The organism is Streptomyces sp. SCPE 10 (assembly GCF_051980735.1).
GTDB lineage: Bacteria > Actinomycetota > Actinomycetes > Streptomycetales > Streptomycetaceae > Streptomyces > Streptomyces misionensis.
Genome location: NZ_CP197069.1, coordinates 6,778,765 through 6,796,715 on the forward strand (window position 1 = coordinate 6,778,765; position 17,951 = coordinate 6,796,715).

The following is a 17,951-nucleotide window of genomic DNA, read 5'->3' on the forward strand; positions in this document are numbered from 1 at the left end:
CGAGCAGGAGCCTTTCATGTCCGACAGTCCAGAGCAGGACTACGACCCGGGCGACGTGGCCGTCATCGGCATCTCGTGCCGGGCCCCCGGCGCCCGCACCAAGGAACAGTTCTGGGACAACCTCGTGCACGGCAGGGAGTCCGTGACGTTCCTCGCCAAGGACGAGATCACGGTCGACGAGACCCTGATCAACAACCCCTACTACGTGCGGGCCTGCGGCACGCTCGACGGGTACGACGCGTTCGATCCGTCGGTGTTCGGCATCAGCGACCGGATGGCCGCCGTGATGACCCCGGAGAACCGGCTGTTCGTGGAGAGCGCCTGGGAGGCGCTGGAGGACGGCGGCTACGACCCCGACCGGATCGCGGGCGAGGTGGGCATCTACGGCGCCAACAACCCGCAGACCGCCGCCCTGTACAGCTCCCCGCCGGACCGGGTGTCGGTCGGGCCCGAGGCGATCGAGCACGGCCTGGCGTGGTCGCCGGACACCATGACCTCCAACGCCCTCTACTACATCGGGCTGACCGGCGAGGCCGTCACCGTCACCACCGCCTGCGCCGGCTTCCACTACGCGGTGCACCTGGCCTGCCAGTCGCTGCTGCTCGGCCAGACCGACCTGGCGATCGCCGGCGGCGCCATGGTCCGGCTGCCGCAGCCCCGGGGCCATCTGTGGGAGGAGGGCCGCATCCTGTCCCGGGACGGCCACTGCCGCCCCTTCGACGCGGGCGGCACCGGCGCCGCCCTGTCCAGCGGCGTCGCCACCCTGCTGCTCAAGCCGCTGGCCGAGGCCGTCGCCGACCGCGACCACATCTACGCCGTGATCAAGGGCTCGGCCATCAACAACAACGGCGTCAGCGCGATGGCCTACGGACTGGCCCAGCCCGAGCGGCTCAGCGCCTGCATCGCGGGCGCCATGCAGGTCGGCGGGGTCACCCCGGAGACCGTCTCCATGTACGAGGCCAACGGTCTCGGACTGCCGATGACCGACCAGCTCGAAGTGCACGCGGTGAGCATGGCGTTCGGCAAGCAGACCGGTACCTGCTCGATCGGCTCGGTCAAGAGCAACGTCGGCCACGGCGGCGTCGTCGCGGGCGGCTTCGGCGCCGTGAAGGCCGCGCTGGCCCTGTACCACCGGACGCTGGCGCCGACGATCAACCTGACCGACGTCGACCCGGACATCGACTTCCCCAGCACCCCGTTCGTGCCGCAGCTGGAGGCGGCGGACTGGGAACCGGAGGCCGGCGTCCGCCGCGCGGGCATCACCGCGATCGGCGGCGGCGGATACAACGCGCACCTGGTCCTGGAGGAGCCGCCGGCCCCCGCCGAGCGGGCCCCCGAGACCGCCGGGCCGCGCCTGGCCACCCTGTCCGCCCTGGACGACGAGGCACTGGCCGACCGGCGCGCCCGGCTGCGGGACTGGCTGGTCGCCAACCCCGAACTGCGCCTGGACGACGTGTGCTTCAGCCTCAACCTGGGCCGCCGCGCGATGGCGCGCCGGTGGGCGGCCGTGGTCCGCAGCCGCGAGGAACTGATCGAGGCGCTGTCCGCCGACGCGCCCCGCGGCCTGGTCACCACGACCGCCGCCGCGCCCCGGGTGGACGAGGACTCCCTGCGCCACGACGACCGCGGGATCGTGCCGTCCGGCCAGGAGGCACCGGCCCTGTTCGACGTCGCCGCTGCCTGGGTGACCGGCCGCCGGGTGGACTTCGACGCCCTGCACCGAGGCGAGAGCAGCCACCGGGTGCCGCTGCCCACCTACCCGTTCCGGCCGCGCCGATTCTGGCGGACGAACTGGTGAGCGTGCGCGCGCCGGCCCCGAAGACCGTCGACCTCGGAGACCCCGGCACCTTCGCGGACCACGACCTCGACGAGTTCTGGCGCACCCTGCGGGACACCGCGCCGGTGCACTGGAACCCACCGGCCGACGGCCGCCCGGGGTTCTGGGTGGTCTCCCGCTACGACGACATCATGGCCGCCTACCGGGACGACGAGCACTTCACGTCCGAGCGCGGCAACGTGCTCGTCACCCTGCTGGGCGGCGGGGACGCCGGGGCCGGCCGGATGCTGGCCGTCACCGACGGGCACCGGCACCACGAGCTGCGCAAGATCCTCCAGCGGGTGCTGTCGCCGCGGGTGCTCAGCGACGTCGCGGCGGCGGTGCGGGCCAACACCCGGCAGCTGATCCGCGAGGCGGTCGACAGCGGTGGCTGCGACTTCGCCGAGCAGATCGCCGGCCGCATCCCGATGACCACGATCTCCAACCTGCTCGGCGTGCCCGAGCGGGACCGGGACTACCTGCTCGAACAGACCAAGGCCGCACTGTCGGCCGACACCGAGGACGTCGACGAGGTCGACTCCGAGATGGCCCGCAACGAGATCCTGCTGTACTTCATGGACATGGTCGAGGAGCGGCGCGAGACGCCCGGCGACGACGTGATCAGCATGCTGATCGCCAGCTCCATCGACGGCGTGCCGCTGTCCGACGAGGACATCGTGCTCAACTGCTACAGCCTGATCATCGGCGGCGACGAGACCAGCCGGCTGACGATGATCGACGGCGTGCACACCCTCGCGGCCCGCCCGGACCAGTGGCGGCGGCTCAAGCACGGCGAGGTCGCGATCGACACCGCCGTGGACGAGGTGCTGCGCTGGGCGTCGCCCACCATGCACTTCGGGCGCACGGTCGTCCGCGAGACCGAACTGCACGGCGTACCGCTGCGACCGGGCGAGATCGTCACGCTCTGGCACGCCTCCGGCAACCGCGACGAGCGGGTCTTCGACCGGCCCGGCGAGTACGACCTGGGCCGCACCCCCAACAAGCACCTGGCCTTCGGCTACGGGCCGCACTTCTGCCTCGGCTCCTACCTGGCCAAGGTGGAGATCGCCGAACTCCTCATGGCGTTGCGGGACTTCACCACCGGGTTCGAGCAGACCGGCGAGGCGCTGCGCATCCGGTCCAACTTCCTGACCGGGTTCTCCACGCTGCCGGTGCGGTTCCGGCCCGACGACTCCGGAATGAAAGAGGTCGACCGATGAGCGGCAATCCCTTCGACGGCGGCGAGGGCGACTGGCTGGTCGTGGCGAACGACGCCGGACAGCACGCGTTGTGGCGGCCGTACCTGGAACTGCCGAAGGGCTGGCGGACCGTCCACCGCGCCACCCGCCGAGACGACGCCCTCGACTACGCCGAACAGAACTTCACGGCTCCGGTGGACACGCCGACGGCCTGAACAGGTACCCGACCAGCGAGCGCCGGGAGCGCGAGTGAACATCTACATTTCAGGGCAGGGAGCGTTCGCGGTGCAGGTCGCGGACGCCCTGTGGGACGAAGGACACCGGATCGCGGGCGTGGCCGCCCCCCGGCTGCGCAAGGGGCACTGCGACGAGAGCAACGCGATGTCCTGGGACCGGCTGCGCTCCTGGGCGTACCCCAGGAGCGTCCCGTGGACCGACTCGGCCGAACTACGCGCGATGCACGTGCCGGACGGGGTGGACATCATCGTCGCCGCGCACTCGCACGCCTTCATCGGCCGCCGGACGCGCGCCCGCGCCGCGGTCGCGGCCATCGGCTACCATCCCAGCCTGCTGCCCCTGCACCGGGGGCGGGACGCGATCCGCTGGACGATCCGCGACGGGGACAAGGTGACCGGCGGCAGCGTCTACCACCTCACGGAGCGCACCGACGGCGGCCCGATCGCCGCGCAGGAGCACCTGTTCGTGCCCCCGGGCTCGACCCCGCAGAGCCTGTGGCGCGAACATCTGGCCCCGCTCGGGGTGCGGTTGCTGGTGCGGGTGGTCGCCGACCTCGCCGAGGGCCGGCGCATCGAGGTCCCCCAGGACGAGAAGCTGGCGACCTGGGAGCCCGCGATGGACGCCAAACCGCTGTTCAAACCCGAACTCATCGCGCTGCCCGGAACGGCGCTCGTCGACGGCAGCAAGTGGGCCCTGCACGCCCGGTGAGCCGATGGCGTCCGCCCTGTTCACAAGGGGCGTGCGCGGCGAACTACACGTCGTTTCCGGCCAGTTGGGAAACAATCGATTGACCTGGGCGGGGCGCGGTGATCGGCTTGTGGGGTTCGTACGCAACCCGCCTGGGGAGAGGAAGCAACACCGCCATGCACAACGGATCATCACGGGGACGGGCCCGCCCGGCCACGGACGGCCGGCAGCCGGGCTCCGGCGGCCGGCGCCCGTCGGACGGCCGCGGCGTGTTCCCCGGCAGGCCCGCATGACCAGCGTCGCGACGACGTCGCAGCAGAGGTCGGGCCTGGCGCTCGGAGTGCTGGCCGGGGCGCTCGCACTGGATCTGAGCGGAATGGCCGTACTGAACGCGGCCCTGCCGTCGGTCGGCGCGCGCTTCGGCCTGGCCGACACCACCCTCCAGTGGGTGATGACGGCCTACTCCGTCACGTTCGCCGGCTTCCTGCTGGTGGGCGGCCGGCTGGCCGATGTGTTCGGCAGACGGCGGGTGTTCGAGGCCGGGGTCGCCCTGTTCACGGCGGCCGCGCTGGTCGGGGCCCTGGCTCCGGACGGTGCGGTGCTGCTCGGCGCGCGGGGTGTCCAGGGCATCGGCGCGGCCCTGTCGGGCCCGGCCGCCCTCGCCCTGCTGACCGAGGTGTTCCCGGAGGGGCCACAGCGGGGCCGCGCGCTCGGCGTGTACGCCGCGGTCGGCGCGGCCAGCTTCAGTGGCGGCATGCTGCTGGGCGGCGTGCTGACCGAGTTCTTCGGCTGGCGGTCGGTGCTGTGGTTCTCCGTGCTGCTCGGCGTGCTCGTGCTCGCGGTCACCCGGGCCGGACTGCCCGACGGAACGGGCCGCAGGGGCCCGGTGGACATGGCCGGCGCGGTCTTCGGCACCCTCGGCCTCGCACTGCTCGTCGTCGGCGTGAGCCTCGGCGGGACGTGGGCCTGGGCCCTGGTGGCCGGTGCGGTGCTCTTCCTGGTGCTCTTCGTGGTCCGCGAACGCGGCACCGCCGACCCGCTGCTGCCGCTCGGGGTGTTCCGGATCCCGTCGGTACGGCTGGCGACCGCGGCGGCGTTCCTCCAGTACACGGCGTCGGTCGGGATCGTGTTCTTCGCGCCCCTGTACCTCCAGGGGATGCTGGGGTACTCCCCGGTCGAGTCGGGTCTGTCCCTGGTGCCGATGTCGCTGACGGTGTTCCTCACCGCCAGCTTCGTCACCGGACGGCTGCTGACCAGGTTCAGCCCGCGGACCCTGATGGTCACCGGGCTGGTGCTGATCGGCGCGGGCACGGCGCTGTGGATCACCACTCCGCACCACGGCGACTACCTGCTGCACGTGATGCCCGGACTGGTGATCAGCGGCCTCGGTCAGGGCCTGAACTTCCCGGCGATGACCACGGCCGGCCTGGGCGGCGTGCCGCCGCACCAGCACGCCGTCGCCGGCGCGGTGAACGTCGTCGCCCAGCAGATCGGCTCCAGCGCCGGAGTCGCGGCCCTGGTCCTGGTCGCGGCGACCGCCGACGACCGGCTGTCGGGCTACCACCTGGCCTATCTCGTGGCCGGCATAGCGTGCGTGGTCGGTGCCGCGGGCGTCGCCTCGGCCCGGCGGAGCTGACCGCCCGCGACCTGGGCGAGGCGGGCGGGAACCGGCGGCCGGGCACGGCCGCCGGCCCGTCCGCCCACCGGCCCCGCCCTCGGCCGGCCCGCCGAGGGGCGCGGCTCCGGCCCTCGGGGAGTGTCCGAACGGACATCAGCGGTAGCCGCTGACGTGGCACGCTCGGCCCCATCCTCGATCACTCCTCGGCGGTCGACCCTCGCAGTGGGCCGGAGGCCAGGACTCTGGTGACGAAGTCCGCCAACTGTGCCCGCATCCTCTCCCGCGGAATACGCTCTTCTCCGGTCAGGTACTCGACGAGGTCGGCTCGTGTGGCGGCGAGCAGGGCATGGGCGGTGAAGTCGCTGTCGGTCAGGCCGGGGATCTGCTCCAGTACGGCTCGGAGCAGGCTGTGCCACCGTTCGTAGTGCTCCGCCCGGTACGGGCTGCTGCTCCCGCCTTCCTCCAGGGCCAGCGCGAGGCGCCGGTTGTCGAGTTTGAAGCACAGGACCGCATCCAGCAGGGCTGGTACGCGATCGTGCGGTGGGGCGGCGGGCCCCAGGGGTGGCGGGCCGGTCTCGACGGCCTGCCTGATCGGTTCGAGCCGTGCCTCGTACAGCGCGCGGAGCAGCCCGGCGCGATCGCCGAAGGCCCGGAAGAGTGTGCCCTTGCCGACGCCGGCCGCAGCCGCGACGTCGGCCATGGTGACGTCTTCGGGACTCTCGCGGCGGGTAAAGAGGGCGTCGGCGGCCGCGAGAACGGCCTCCCGGTTCCGGATGGCGTCCTTACGAGACGACTGGCGTTCGGGCATGTCGCTCCTCCCCTTTGCAAAACGGACCCGTGGTCCATATTGTTGAAGCGGACCCAGGGTCCGGATTCTATGACTGGAGGATACCCATGTCCGTACCGACCTCCCCGGCGGATCTGTACCGCTACAGCCTGCGACTGCTGCTCGACAAGGACATTCCCGCGTGGGTCGACCTGTGGGCCGAGGACGGCCTCATGGAGTTCCCCTTCGCCCCCGACGGCTGGCCCCGGCGTCTGGAGGGCAAGGAGGCCGTCGCCGCCTACATGCGCCACTACCCCGACCACATCGACCTGCACGACTTCCCCGACCTGCGGATCCACGAGACCACCGATCCGGCGACCATCGTGGTGGAGATGCGCGGTGTCGGCCGCCTGGTGGAGAGCGACGCTCCCTTCGACATGACGTACATCGCCGTCGTGACCGTCCGGGACGGGCACATCACCTCCTACCGCGACTACTGGAACCCCCTCGCCGTCCAGGAGCCCGGCGCCGACTTCGCCGGGAGCAGCCGATGAACCCCGCCGGCACCACTCTCGTCATCGGCGCCACCGGCACCACCGGAAGCCGCACCGTCGCACAGCTGACGGCCGCGGGGCACCGCGTCAAAGCCGCCAGCCGCCGGGCCACCCCGGTCGCCGGCACCGAGCCGGTCCCCTTCGACTGGTACGACCCCGCCACCCACGCGGCCGCCCTCGACGGCGTCGACCGCGTCTACCTCATACCGCCCCTGGGTGACTCCGACCCCGCCGCGATCATGCTGCCGTTCCTCCATCGGGCCCGCACGGCCGGCGTGCACCGCGCGGTACTGCTGAGCTCCTCGGCCATCCCCGAGGGCGGCCCGGCGGTGGGAAAGGTGCACCAGGCCCTGCCCGAACTGTTCGACCAGTGGGCGGTGTTGCGGCCCTCGTGGTTCATGCAGAACTTCACCGGCACGCACGCGCACGCCCGTAGCATCCGAGACGAGGGCATCATCTGGACCGCCACCGAAGGCGGCCGGGTCGGCTTCGTCGACGCCGAGGACATCGCGGCGGTGGCCGTCCGCGCCCTGACCGACGAGCACGCCCCCAACACCGATCTCGTCCTCACCGGGCCCGAGGCGCTCAGTCACGACGACATCGCCGCGATCATCACCGAGGCCACCGGTCGGGTCGTGGTCCACCGCCGTCTGTCCTACGAGCAGATGCGCGATCGCCTCACGACGCAGGTGCCGGTGGAGTTCGCCGCAATGCTGGCCGGCATGGACCGTGCCATCGCCGAAGGGGCGGAGGACCGCATCACCGACACCGTCCAGCGCCTCACCGGTCGGCCCCCGCACACCTTCCGGGCCCTCGTCGAGAGGGAGATGCGATGCGACAGCTGATGTTCCAGGACGATCAGCAGTTCTGGTTCGAGACCCTGCGTAATCTCGGCCTGGCCGTCTACGGAGGCTCGGATGTCGGTGAAGTCGTCGCAACCGCCTCCCAGGTCACCTCCGGCGACTACGACGGCTGGCACGACGCCTGGCTGGCCACCGCCAAGCGTCTGGAAGCCGAAGCCCGTGCAAGCCGCCCCGTCAGCGCGAGGGACGGGCTGCTGCGGGCCTCCACCTACTACCGGGCGGCCGAGTTCTTCCTGCATGGCAACCCCCGCGACCCGCGCATCGACCACGCCTACCAGCGCGGTGTCGCCTGCTTCCGTGATGCCATCGCCCACCTCCCGGGTATCACACCCGTGGAGATCCCGTATGAGGACGCCGTTTTGCACGGCTACTTCTACCGGGCGGCGGGCGAGGGTCCGAAGCCGACGCTGGTGATGCACAACGGGTTCGACGGCGCCGCCGAAGAGCTGCACTTCTTCGGCGCCGTCGGCGGACAGGAACGCGGCTACCACGTCCTGACCTTCGACGGCCCCGGGCAGCCCGCGGCCATCCACCGGGACGGGCTGGTCTTTCGACCGGACTGGGAGAACGTGGTCGGCCCCGTCCTGGACTTCCTCACCCAAGACCCGGGCGTCGACCCCGCCCGCATCGCGCTGCTCGGCGTCAGTCTCGGCGGCTACCTGGCGCCTCGCGCGGCAGCCTATGAGCGGCGCCTCGCAGCTGTCATCGCCCTCGACGGTGTCTTCGACGCCGTCTCCGCCCTGACCGCCCACCTCCCGCTGCCGCACGACGAGGTGGTCCGGCGCGCGACAGCCGAGGACGACGGAGAACTGGACCAGATCATCGCCGACGCCCGTGCGCAGAGTCCGACCTTGCGCTGGGCCTGCGACCACGGCCGCTACGTCACGGGGACCTCGACCGACAGGGCCTTTCTTGCCGAGTACGCCCGCTACAACTTCCACGACGGAAGCGCGGAGAAGATCTCCTGCCCCGTCCTGGTGTGCGAAGCAGCCGCCGACCTGTTCTACTCCGCCGCTGAACCCGATCCGCGCAGGCTGTACCAGCACCTCACAGCACCGAAGAAGCTCCTGACGTTCACTGAGGAGGAAGGCGGCGACGTTCACTGCCACCCCGGTGCTCTTCGCTTGGTGGTGGCGCGCATCTTCGACTGGCTCGACGACACGATCTGACGCCTGGATCCTCCGCCCTTTGTCCGGTGCGGCACTCGGGCCACCGACGCCTCGACTCACCGTCACGCACAAGGCGGTCCGGCCCGGAATCACCAACGGTGACTTTGGACCGGACCGCTTTCGACTGCACGGGCCCGCGTCTGTCCACTCGACCGCGTCGAAGTCGATGACCTGGACCAGGAGGCGGATGAAGCCGCGCACGGTGCCGTGGCGGGCCTCTTGCTCAGCAGACAGGTACCCAACAGGCATGCGCCGGCACCGCTTTCCGGTATGGGAGTCGTATAGGGCGACCGCGGAGGATCTTCGGTGCCTGTTTGCGCGAGCGTCGACGGCAGGCCGAGTCCCCCCACGGACACACTGCCCAGATCCCAGGAGACGCACTCGATGACGAAGACCGGCGTCCGGCGCCTGATCGGCTCCGCGCTGACCGTACTGGTCGCATCCGCCACGGCGGCGGCGGTGTCCGCCGCGCCCGCCGCCGCGGCCGTGACCGTGGCCTGGCAGAAGATCGACTACCCGCCCGCCGACGAGGTGTGGAGCTTCACCCCGCTCGCCGACTCGACGTACACAGCGACGACCAGGTCGGGCGGGGGACCGTTCTGCGACCCCTGCAACGTCACCTACCAGCTGTGGCAGAAGCAGGGCGGCCAGGCGTGGAAGGACATCTCGCCCCCCGGCAAGGAGATCGTCGACTCGACCACGGGCACGGCCGCCGACGACGTGTGGGCGTTCAAGAACGACAACGGCCTGATGGGGTACCACTGGGACGGAACCGCCTGGACGGCGAACTCCCCGGACACGGCGCGCTTCTCCACCAAGGACAGCAAGGCGCTCTCGCACGACGACGTGTGGGCGGCCGGCACCTACAAGGCCACGACCTCGCAGTGGGTGCCCGCCGTCGCGCACTTCGACGGCCAGGGCTGGAACATCGCCAAGCTGCCGGACTCCATGCGGACGGCCACGCTCAACACCATGAGCGTGAACGCGGACGACGACATCTGGGTGGCCGGTTTCAAGGACAAGGGCACCATCACCGGCGACGCCTACCAGCCCTTCGCGGCGCACTGGAACGGCACCCAGTGGACCGAGTCGGCGCTGCCCTCGTCCAGCCCCGACAGCACCCTGCTCTACGCCGTCGTGGCCAAGAGCCCGAACGACGTCTGGCTCGGCGGCAACCTGTACAACCTCCAGGGCGACATCAAGGGCGTCAAGACCGGCGGCTACGTCCTCCACTGGGACGGCAGCACCTGGAAGCGGATCGACGTGCCGGGCAAGGACATCCTCTGGGTCTCCTCCTTCGCGTACCACGACGGCCGGCTCTGGGCCGGAGTGGTGTCCAACACCAGCAAGGGCGCGGCCCGCTGGACCGGCACGTCCTGGGAGTTCGTCAACGGCCCCAACGGCACCCTGTCCAAGGAAGGCCAACTGTCCGCCTCACCGGACGGGTCCCTGTACATGAACGACTACTCGACCCTCGCCCGGCTCGCCCCGCAGTCCCTGCGGTGACCTGACACGGCCCCACCGGCACCACCCGGCCCGGCACGCGGACGACCGCGTGCCGGGCCGGCGCCGTCGGGACCGTCAGCCCTCCCCGACGAGGAGCCGGGCCCCGGTCGCGGCCACCACCTCCCGCACGCCGACACCCGGTGCGGTCTCCACCAGCCGCAGCCCCTCGGGGGTGACGTCGATGACGCCCAGATCGGTGACGATCCGGTTCACCACCCGGCGACCCGTGGCGGGCAGCCCCAACTCCTCGACGATCTTCGGGCTGCCGTCCCTGGCCACGTGCTCCATCACCACCACCAGCCGCCGGGCGCCGTGGACCAGGTCCATCGCACCGCCCATCCCCTTGACCATCTTGCCGGGGATCATCCAGTTGGCCAGGTCGCCGCGGGCCGACACCTGCATGGCGCCGAGCACCGAGACGTCGATCCGGCCGGCCCGCACCATGCCGAAGGAGAAGGCCGAGTCGAAGAAGGAGCCGCCGGGGACGGTGGTCACCGTCTCCTTCCCGGCGTTGATCAGATCCGGGTGCTCCTCGCCGTCGTACGGGTAGGGGCCCACACCCAGGACGCCGTTCTCGGAGTGCAGCACCACGTGCACCCCGTCCGGCAGGTGGTTGGGGATCAGGGTGGGCAGGCCGATGCCCAGGTTGACGTACTGGCCGTCCCGCAGTTCCCGGGCGGCGCGGGCGGCGAGCTGATCACGGTCGAGCGGCACGGTCACTTCTCCTCGGATGCGGTACGCGGGACGGTCGGGCCGGTGCCGGTGCGCGCCGGACGCGTGGTGCGGCGCTCGACGCGTTTGCCCAGCGACGCGTCGGCGGCGACCACCCGGTCCACGTACACCCCCGGCAAGTGCACGGCGTCCGGGTGCAGTTCACCCGCCTCGACGATGCGTTCGGCCTCCACCACGGTCACCCGTCCCGCCATCGCGCACAGCGGGTTGAAGTTGCGCGCCGCCGCGTGGAAGACGCAGTTGCCGTGCCGGTCGGCGACCGCGGCCCGCACCAGGGCGAAGTCCGCGGTGATGGCCTCCTCCAGCAGATAGCGGCGGCCGCCGAACTCCCGTGTCTCCTTGGGCGGCGAGGCCACCGCGACGCCGCCCTCGGCGGTGTGCCGCCAGGGCAGACCGCCCTCCTCGACCTGGGTGCCCACCCCCGCCGGGGTGTAGAAGGCCGGAATGCCGGTGCCGCCGGCCCGCAACCGCTCGGCGAGCGTGCCCTGCGGCGTCAGCTCCACCTCCAGCTCGCCGGACAGGTACTGGCGGGCGAACTCCTTGTTCTCGCCGACGTAGGACGAGGTCATCCGGGCGATCCGGCCGGCCCGCAGCAGCAGCCCGAGACCCCAGTCGTCCACACCGCAGTTGTTGGACACGACCCGCAGCCCGGCCGCACCGGTCCCGGCCAGCGCGGCGATCAGCGTCGACGGGATGCCGCACAGCCCGAACCCGCCGACCGCGAGCGACGCACCGTCAGGGATGTCCGCCACTGCCTGCGCGGCCGCGGCCATCACTTTGTCCATGCCGTTTCCTTCCCCGCCGGGATCCGTTCCGTTCGTCGCCCCGGCCCGCCGCCGCATCGCGACCGGGCCGGGCGCTCCTCACCTTTGCCCGGACGGGCGGTCGCGGACCATGTGTGCCGGTGCCATGACCGGACCGCAAAGAGCGGCGACCGTCACCATGCCGACCGTTCGGCGGCGCTCCTAGGGTTCCGGCCATCACGCCCCGCACTGTCAGGAGTCGATCACCATGCGTTCCAGCCTCACGGACCCCTTCAGAAGCAGAACCCTGCGCGCCCTCACCCTCGCCGCCGTCGGCGCCCTGGTCGCGGGCTGCTCCGCGGCCGGCACCGCCGGCACCGCGTCCACCGGTTCCGGCGGCAAGGCCGCCCCGGTGAAGGTGGGGCTGGTGTACTCGCGCAGCGGACTCCTGGCCGCCTACGGCAAGCAGTACGAGGAGGGCTTCACGGCGGGACTGGCCTACGCCACGCACGGGACGAACAAGGCGGGCGGCCATCCGATCGAGGTCACCGAACAGGACGACGCGGGCGACCCGGCGAAGGCCGTCGCGGCGGCCAAGTCCCTGGTCGGCAAGGGGTACAAGGTCCTCGCCGGCACCACCGACTCCGGTGTGGCACTCCAGATGGCACCGCTGGCCGCGCAGAACAAGGTGCTCTACGTGAGCGGTCCGGCCGCCGCCGACGCGGTCACCGGCGTCAACGCCTACACCTTCCGCTCGGGCCGGCAGTCGTACCAGGACATACTCGCCGCCGGGGCCCTGCTCGGCGACGCCCGGGGCAAGAAGGTCACCGTGCTCGCCCAGAACTCCGCGTTCGGGCAGGCCAACGTGGCCGCGGTGAAGGCGGTCCTCGGCCCGAAGGGAGCGCACGTCGGCTCCGTGCTGGCCCCGCCGAGCGCCACCGACCTGACCCCCTTCGCCCGCCAGACCCGGGCCGGCAGGCCGGACCTGGTGTTCGTCGCCTGGGCGGGGGCCGGCGCCCCGGCCCTGTGGACCGCGCTCGACCAGCAGGGCGTGCTGGACACCAGCAAGGTCGTCACCGGCCTCGCGGGCACGGCCTCGTACCCGGTCTTCGGCAAGGCCGGCTCCAAGATCGCCTTTCTCGCGCACTACTTCCCGGGCGCCGGGGGCGGCAACCCGGTGGAGAAGGCCATGCTCGACGGCATCACCAAGGCCGGCGGCACCCCCGACCTGTTCAGCCCGGACGGCTTCACCGCCGCCCAGATGATCGTGCACGCGATCGAGTCCGGCAGCGCCACCGACACCACGGCCATGGCCAAGGCACTGGAGGGCTGGAGCTTCGACGGCCCCAAGGGCGCGGAACGCGTCCGCGCGAAGGACCACGCCCTGCTCCAGCCGATGTTCACGGCACGGCTCCGGGGCAGCGGCGACACCGCCCGGCCCGAACTGATCGACAGCATCCCGATGACGGCGGTCGCGCCACCGGCCGCGGGGACGGCGGGCTGATGTCCTCCTCGAACACCACCTCGCCGAGCACCGCGGGAACCCCGGACGACCGGGAGACGGCCGACTTCCCGGCACCGGTGCTCCGACTGCGCGACATCGGCTGGACGGTCGGCGGCGCGACCATCGTGGACGCCGTCTCCTTCGACGTCCACGAGGGCGAGTTCCTCGCCTTCATCGGCCCCAACGGAGCGGGCAAGACCTCCCTGTTCAACCTGGTCAGCGGGATCAGCCCGGTCTCCCGGGGCACCATCGAACTGGACGGCCGCGACATCACCGCCGAGGCCGCCTACGCCAGGGCCCGGCGCGGCCTCGGACGCACCTTCCAGACCTCCAGCCTCTGGCCCGGGATGACGGTCGCCGACCACGTGGGGCTCGCGGCCCAGGCCGCCGACGGCGGCTCGTACCGGGTCTGGCGCCGCGCCGACCCCTACCCCGCGCTCGTCGACCGGGTACTGGCGCGCACTCAGCTCGCGCACCGCGCGGGAACCTGCGCCGACGCCCTCTCGCACGGCGAGAAACGCAAACTCGAACTCGCGGTGCTGCTCGTCGGCGAGCCCCGGCTGATGCTGCTGGACGAGCCGATGGCGGGCGTGAGCGCCGAGGAGGTGCCCGCGCTGACCGAGCTCATCCGGTCGCTGCACAAGGAGGAGGGACGCACCGTGCTGATGGTCGAACACCACATGGACGTACTGCTGGGCCTGGCCGACCGGGTGGCCGTGATGCACCACGGCACGCTGCTGGCGCTGGACACCCCGCGGGCCGTGATGGCCGACCCCACCGTGCAACAGGCGTATCTCGGGGAGGAGTTGTGACCACCGCCCCGCAGCCCCTGCTGACCGTGCGCGACCTGCGGGTCGTGATCGGCGGCAGGCACATCCTGCACGGCGTCGACCTGACCGTGGCCGCCTCCGGCACCACCGCCCTGCTGGGCCGCAACGGGGCCGGCAAGACCACCACCGTGCGCGGCGTCCTCGGCCTGGTGCCGCGCACCGGCAGCGTGCTGCTGGCCGGTGAGGAGACGGTCCGCCTGGCCACCCACGTCCTGGTGCGCCGGGGCATCGGCTACGCCCCCGAGGACCGCGGCGTCTTCGCCGCGCTCAGCGTGGCCGAGAACCTGCGCCTGGCCGAGCGTCCCGGAGCCGGCGAACCGGCCTACGACCTGGTTCACGAACTCTTCCCGGAACTGGCCCGACGCGCCCGGCAGGCCGCCGGCACCCTGTCCGGCGGACAGCAGCAGATGGTCGCCATCGCCCGGACCCTGCTCAACGGCAACCGGCTGATCATCGCCGACGAACCCACCAAGGGCCTGGCGCCCAAGGCGGTCACCGAGGTCGCGCAGGTGCTGGAGCGCGTCGCCGAGACCGTGCCGGTCCTGCTGGTGGAGCAGAACCTCGCCGTGGTGCGCCGCCTCGCCCGCCACTGCGCCGTCCTCGCCGACGGCCGCACCGTGCACCAGGGCCCGGCCGGTGAACTGCTCGCCGACGCCGAGGCGGCCCGCCGGCTGCTCGGCGTCGGCAGCACCGGCCACCGCGGCCCGGCGGGGACGCCGGCCGGGCCGCCCGTTCGCCCCGCGGCGCGTCCCGCCGCCCGGACCACGGAGGCGGACACCTGATGGCCACCGTCGTACTGCTCATCTTCACCGGACTCGGCCTGGGCGCCCTGTACTTCCTGATCGCCTCCGGCCTGTCCCTGATCTTCGGGCTGATGGACGTGCTCAACTTCGCCCACGGCGCCCTGCTGTCGATCGGCGCCTACGGCACCTGGTGGGCCGCCCGCGGCCACCTGCCCGGCGCCGGCTTCGGCGGGGCGGGGTTCGTCCTCGCCGTCGTCTTCGGCACCGCGGTCGGCACCGTTGCCGCCGTGCTCCTCGAAGTCGCCGTCATCCGCCCGCTGTACACCCGCCCCCGTGAACAGATCCTCGCCACGGTGGGCGTGGGCCTGGCCGTACCGGCCCTGCTGTCGGCGGTGTGGGGCGCCGACGCCCGGCCCTTCCCCGGGCCGAAGGCACTGTCCGGCACGCTCGGCGTGCTGGGGGCCGAGGTGCCGCTCAACCGCCCGGTGCTGATCGCGGCGGCCCTGGTGGTCCTGGTCGCGCTCAAGGCGTTCCTCGGCCGCACCCGGCACGGACTGGTCGTCCGCGCGGGCGTGGAGGACCGGGCGATGGTCACCGCGCTCGGCATCGACGTGCGCAGGGCGTTCACCCTGGTCTTCGCCCTCGGCGGCGCGGCGGCGGCCCTCGGCGGTGCCCTCGGCGGCCTCTACTTCGGCTCCGTCGACCCCGCCCAGGGCACCTCCCTGCTCGTCTTCGCCTTCGTGGTCGTCGTGACGGGCGGCATGAACTCGCTCACCGGTACCGCGCTGGCCTCGGTGGCCGTGGGCCTCGTCCAGCAGTTCGCCAACTACTACACCACCGCGGGGCTCGGCGACGTCGCCGTCGTCGTCCTGCTCGCCGCCCTGCTGCTCGTCCGGCCGCGAGGGCTCACCGGGAGGCTCGCATGACCACCGCCACCCAGCCGCGCGGCCGGGCCCGCACGGCGGACCGGCCCGCCGCCGGCCGCTCGGGAAGGCTGCGGCGAGCCACCCGCTGGTGGCCGCTGCCGACGCTGGCGCTCCTGTTCACCGTGCCCTACGGCGCGCTGCCGCTGCCGGGTCTGCTCGACGGCCCGATCGGCAGCCCGGGAAACCTCCAACTCCTCGCCCTGTGCCTGGTGTTCGGCGGCCTGGCCACCGGCTACGACCTGCTGCTCGGCCGCACCGGACTGCTGTCCTTCGGGCACGCGCTCTACTTCGCCGCGGGCACCTACGTCACCAACACCGTGATGCTCGAAGCGGGTCTGCCGTTCGCGGTGTCCGCGCTGCTCGGGCTGCTCGCGGGGGTGGCGCTGTCCGCCCTGCTGGGCGCGGTCGCCCTGCGGGTCGGCGGCATCGGGTTCTCCATGGTCACCCTGGCCTTCGCGCAGGCCGCCTCGATCCTCGTACAGCGCGACCCCGGCGGTGTCACGGGCGGCGAGGAGGGCCGGGCCGCGCCCGCGGACCGGCTGCCCGCCTCACTCGTCGGCATCGACCACACCGCCAATCTGTACTGGATCGCGCTGGCCTACCTGGTCGTGGTGCTGGTCGTGGTGCAGTGGACGGTCCGCTCGCCCATCGGCCGGGTCTGGGAGGGCATCAAGGAGAACGAACGCCGGGTGGAGGTGCTGGGCCTGCGCCCGTACGGCTTCAAACTCGCCGCCTTCGTCCTGGCCGGCACCCTGGCCGCGCTCGGCGGCATCGTGTACCTGCTGCTGACCGGCGGCGCCACCCCGCGCACGACCACCTCGGACTTCACCCTGTCCCTGCTGGTGATGGTGGTGCTGGGCGGCTCGGGAACGCGGTGGGGGCCCATGGTCGGTGGCATCCTCTACACCTGGGCCGACCAACGGCTCGGCGACCTGGCCGGCTCCGGCACGGTCGCCGCCCTGCCCACCGTCGTCAGGGTGCCGCTCTCGCAGCCGCTGTTCCTGCTCGGCACACTGTTCGTCGTGGTGATCTACGTACTGCCCGGCGGTGTGGTGCGGCTGCCGGCCCGGCTGCGCGCCGCCCGTCCGTCCCGCACCGCCGCCGACCCCGAGGAGGTCATCGCCTCATGACACGCACACCCGAGGAGTTCGAGGTGCCGGTGCCCGGCGGAAGCCTGGCGGTGCTGCGCTGGCCCGCCGACGACCCGGACGCCCCGGTGGTGGTCGCGCTGCACGGCATCACGGCCAACGGGCTGAGCTGGGCCCGCGTCGCCCACCACCTGGCCGGACGGGTCACCCTGGTGGCACCCGACCTGCGTGGCCGGGGCGGCAGCGGCAAACTGCCCGGCCCGTACGGCATCGCGGCCCACGCCGACGACACGGCCGCCCTGGTGGCCGCGCTCGGCGCGGGGCCGGTGGTGCTGACCGGCCACTCGATGGGAGCCTTCGCCGCGGCCGTGACCGCGGTGCGCCACCCGCACCTGCCGGCGGCCCTGCTGCTGGTGGACGGCGGCGTCGGCTTCCCCGTCCCGGCCGTTGCGGACCCCGACGCGCTGATCGCCTCCGTGATCGGCCCGGCCATGCGGCGGCTGTCCATGACATTCCCGGACCGGGAGGCCTACCGCGCGTTCTGGCGCGGCCACCCGGCCTTCGCCGCCTCCTGGTCGGCGTGGGCGGACGCCTACATCCAGCGCGACCTCGTGGGGGAGGAACCCGAACTGCGTTCCTCCTGCGCCCTGGAGGCGGTCCGCGCCGACGGCGTGGACCAACTCGGCGAGGAGGTGTCGGGCGCGGTGCGCCGGCTGCCCGTCCCGGCCGTACTGCTGTGGGCCGAACGCGGTCTGATGGACGAGCCGCAGGGCCTGTACGACGAGCGGCGGCTCGCCTCCGCGGGCCTCGACCCCGACCTGGTGCGCACGCGGCTGGTCCCCGGCACCAACCACTACACGATCCTCGTCGGCGACGAGGGCGCCCGGACCGTGGCCCGGCACCTGCTGGCGGCGGCCGGCGTGCCGGGCCCCGGGGAACCGGCCGCCGTGCCGCCCCGTTGACCACCCCG

The 17,951-nt window shown here is 72.4% G+C and carries 18 protein-coding genes; 15 read left to right on the forward strand and 3 right to left on the reverse strand.

Annotated elements, in window-relative coordinates:
* The first annotated feature begins 16 nt into the window (after positions 1–16).
* The 5 genes from ACSP97_RS31070 to ACSP97_RS31090 all read left to right on the forward strand — a co-directional run bounded on the left by ACSP97_RS31070 (position 17) and on the right by ACSP97_RS31090 (position 5,575).
* Positions 17–1,798: a beta-ketoacyl synthase N-terminal-like domain-containing protein gene (locus tag ACSP97_RS31070; RefSeq protein WP_440555323.1), complete on the forward strand. Its 1,782-nt coding sequence runs from the start codon at positions 17–19 to the stop codon at positions 1,796–1,798.
* The gene (locus ACSP97_RS31075; RefSeq protein ID WP_355323081.1) at positions 1,795–3,036 is read left to right on the forward strand and encodes a cytochrome P450; all 1,242 of its coding nucleotides are present in this window, start codon (positions 1,795–1,797) and stop codon (positions 3,034–3,036) included. Before ACSP97_RS31070 ends, ACSP97_RS31075 begins: the two co-directional genes overlap by 4 nt.
* Positions 3,033–3,230 carry an MbtH family protein gene (locus ACSP97_RS31080; RefSeq protein ID WP_355154624.1) on the forward strand — a complete coding sequence of 66 codons (198 nt, stop codon included), beginning with the start codon at positions 3,033–3,035 and terminating at the stop codon, positions 3,228–3,230. The genes ACSP97_RS31075 and ACSP97_RS31080 overlap by 4 nt, the downstream gene beginning before the upstream one ends.
* A gap of 34 nt (positions 3,231–3,264) precedes the next feature.
* On the forward strand, positions 3,265–3,960 hold the full coding sequence (locus tag ACSP97_RS31085) for a formyltransferase family protein (RefSeq protein WP_355154623.1): 696 nt from the start codon (positions 3,265–3,267) through the stop codon (positions 3,958–3,960).
* Positions 3,961–4,228: 268 nt separating this feature from the next.
* Positions 4,229–5,575: an MFS transporter gene (locus ACSP97_RS31090; protein WP_355154621.1), complete on the forward strand. Its 1,347-nt coding sequence runs from the start codon at positions 4,229–4,231 to the stop codon at positions 5,573–5,575.
* Positions 5,576–5,753: 178 nt separating this feature from the next.
* Here the strand turns inward: ACSP97_RS31090 and ACSP97_RS31095 are convergent, their stop codons facing one another.
* A complete protein-coding gene (locus ACSP97_RS31095) occupies positions 5,754–6,365 on the reverse strand; it encodes a TetR/AcrR family transcriptional regulator (protein ID WP_355531135.1) in 612 nt (203 codons plus the stop codon).
* A gap of 86 nt (positions 6,366–6,451) precedes the next feature.
* On the opposite strand from ACSP97_RS31095, the gene ACSP97_RS31100 reads away from it, so the two are divergent.
* From ACSP97_RS31100 to ACSP97_RS31115, 4 genes are all read left to right on the forward strand, one after another.
* Entirely contained in the window at positions 6,452–6,877 is a 426-nt protein-coding gene (locus ACSP97_RS31100) for a nuclear transport factor 2 family protein (RefSeq protein WP_358303752.1), read from the forward strand.
* Positions 6,874–7,722 carry an NmrA family NAD(P)-binding protein gene (locus ACSP97_RS31105; protein ID WP_391870611.1) on the forward strand — a complete coding sequence of 283 codons (849 nt, stop codon included), beginning with the start codon at positions 6,874–6,876 and terminating at the stop codon, positions 7,720–7,722. The genes ACSP97_RS31100 and ACSP97_RS31105 overlap by 4 nt, the downstream gene beginning before the upstream one ends.
* Positions 7,710–8,909 carry an alpha/beta hydrolase family protein gene (locus tag ACSP97_RS31110; protein ID WP_440555328.1) on the forward strand — a complete coding sequence of 400 codons (1,200 nt, stop codon included), beginning with the start codon at positions 7,710–7,712 and terminating at the stop codon, positions 8,907–8,909. Before ACSP97_RS31105 ends, ACSP97_RS31110 begins: the two co-directional genes overlap by 13 nt.
* 384 nt (positions 8,910–9,293) lie before the next feature.
* Positions 9,294–10,415 (forward strand): hypothetical protein, encoded by a 1,122-nt coding sequence (locus tag ACSP97_RS31115; RefSeq protein ID WP_382015102.1) that lies wholly within the window; start codon positions 9,294–9,296, stop codon positions 10,413–10,415.
* A gap of 75 nt (positions 10,416–10,490) precedes the next feature.
* Here ACSP97_RS31115 and ACSP97_RS31120 read toward each other — a convergent pair whose 3' ends face one another.
* Positions 10,491–11,129 carry a 3-oxoacid CoA-transferase subunit B gene (locus tag ACSP97_RS31120; RefSeq protein ID WP_440555330.1) on the reverse strand — a complete coding sequence of 213 codons (639 nt, stop codon included), beginning with the start codon at positions 11,127–11,129 and terminating at the stop codon, positions 10,491–10,493.
* A gap of 2 nt (positions 11,130–11,131) precedes the next feature.
* Complete coding sequence (locus ACSP97_RS31125) at positions 11,132–11,932, reverse strand: CoA transferase subunit A (RefSeq protein WP_355526992.1); 801 nt, start codon at positions 11,930–11,932, stop codon at positions 11,132–11,134.
* Positions 11,933–12,158: 226 nt separating this feature from the next.
* On the opposite strand from ACSP97_RS31125, the gene ACSP97_RS31130 reads away from it, so the two are divergent.
* From ACSP97_RS31130 to ACSP97_RS31155, 6 genes are read left to right on the forward strand one after another with little or no spacing between them, the layout of a single operon-like run.
* Positions 12,159–13,394 carry a substrate-binding domain-containing protein gene (locus tag ACSP97_RS31130; protein WP_355154607.1) on the forward strand — a complete coding sequence of 412 codons (1,236 nt, stop codon included), beginning with the start codon at positions 12,159–12,161 and terminating at the stop codon, positions 13,392–13,394.
* Positions 13,394–14,206 carry an ABC transporter ATP-binding protein gene (locus tag ACSP97_RS31135; RefSeq protein WP_355154605.1) on the forward strand — a complete coding sequence of 271 codons (813 nt, stop codon included), beginning with the start codon at positions 13,394–13,396 and terminating at the stop codon, positions 14,204–14,206. Before ACSP97_RS31130 ends, ACSP97_RS31135 begins: the two co-directional genes overlap by 1 nt.
* Complete coding sequence (locus tag ACSP97_RS31140) at positions 14,203–15,006, forward strand: ABC transporter ATP-binding protein (protein WP_355154603.1); 804 nt, start codon at positions 14,203–14,205, stop codon at positions 15,004–15,006. Before ACSP97_RS31135 ends, ACSP97_RS31140 begins: the two co-directional genes overlap by 4 nt.
* Positions 15,006–15,893, forward strand: coding sequence for a branched-chain amino acid ABC transporter permease (locus ACSP97_RS31145; RefSeq protein ID WP_358269735.1), 888 nt, complete (start codon positions 15,006–15,008; stop codon positions 15,891–15,893). Before ACSP97_RS31140 ends, ACSP97_RS31145 begins: the two co-directional genes overlap by 1 nt.
* Entirely contained in the window at positions 15,890–17,023 is a 1,134-nt protein-coding gene (locus tag ACSP97_RS31150) for a branched-chain amino acid ABC transporter permease (protein WP_355329461.1), read from the forward strand. The genes ACSP97_RS31145 and ACSP97_RS31150 overlap by 4 nt, the downstream gene beginning before the upstream one ends.
* A complete protein-coding gene (locus tag ACSP97_RS31155) occupies positions 17,020–17,943 on the forward strand; it encodes an alpha/beta hydrolase (protein ID WP_355154597.1) in 924 nt (307 codons plus the stop codon). The genes ACSP97_RS31150 and ACSP97_RS31155 overlap by 4 nt, the downstream gene beginning before the upstream one ends.
* Positions 17,944–17,951: the final 8 nt, after the last annotated feature.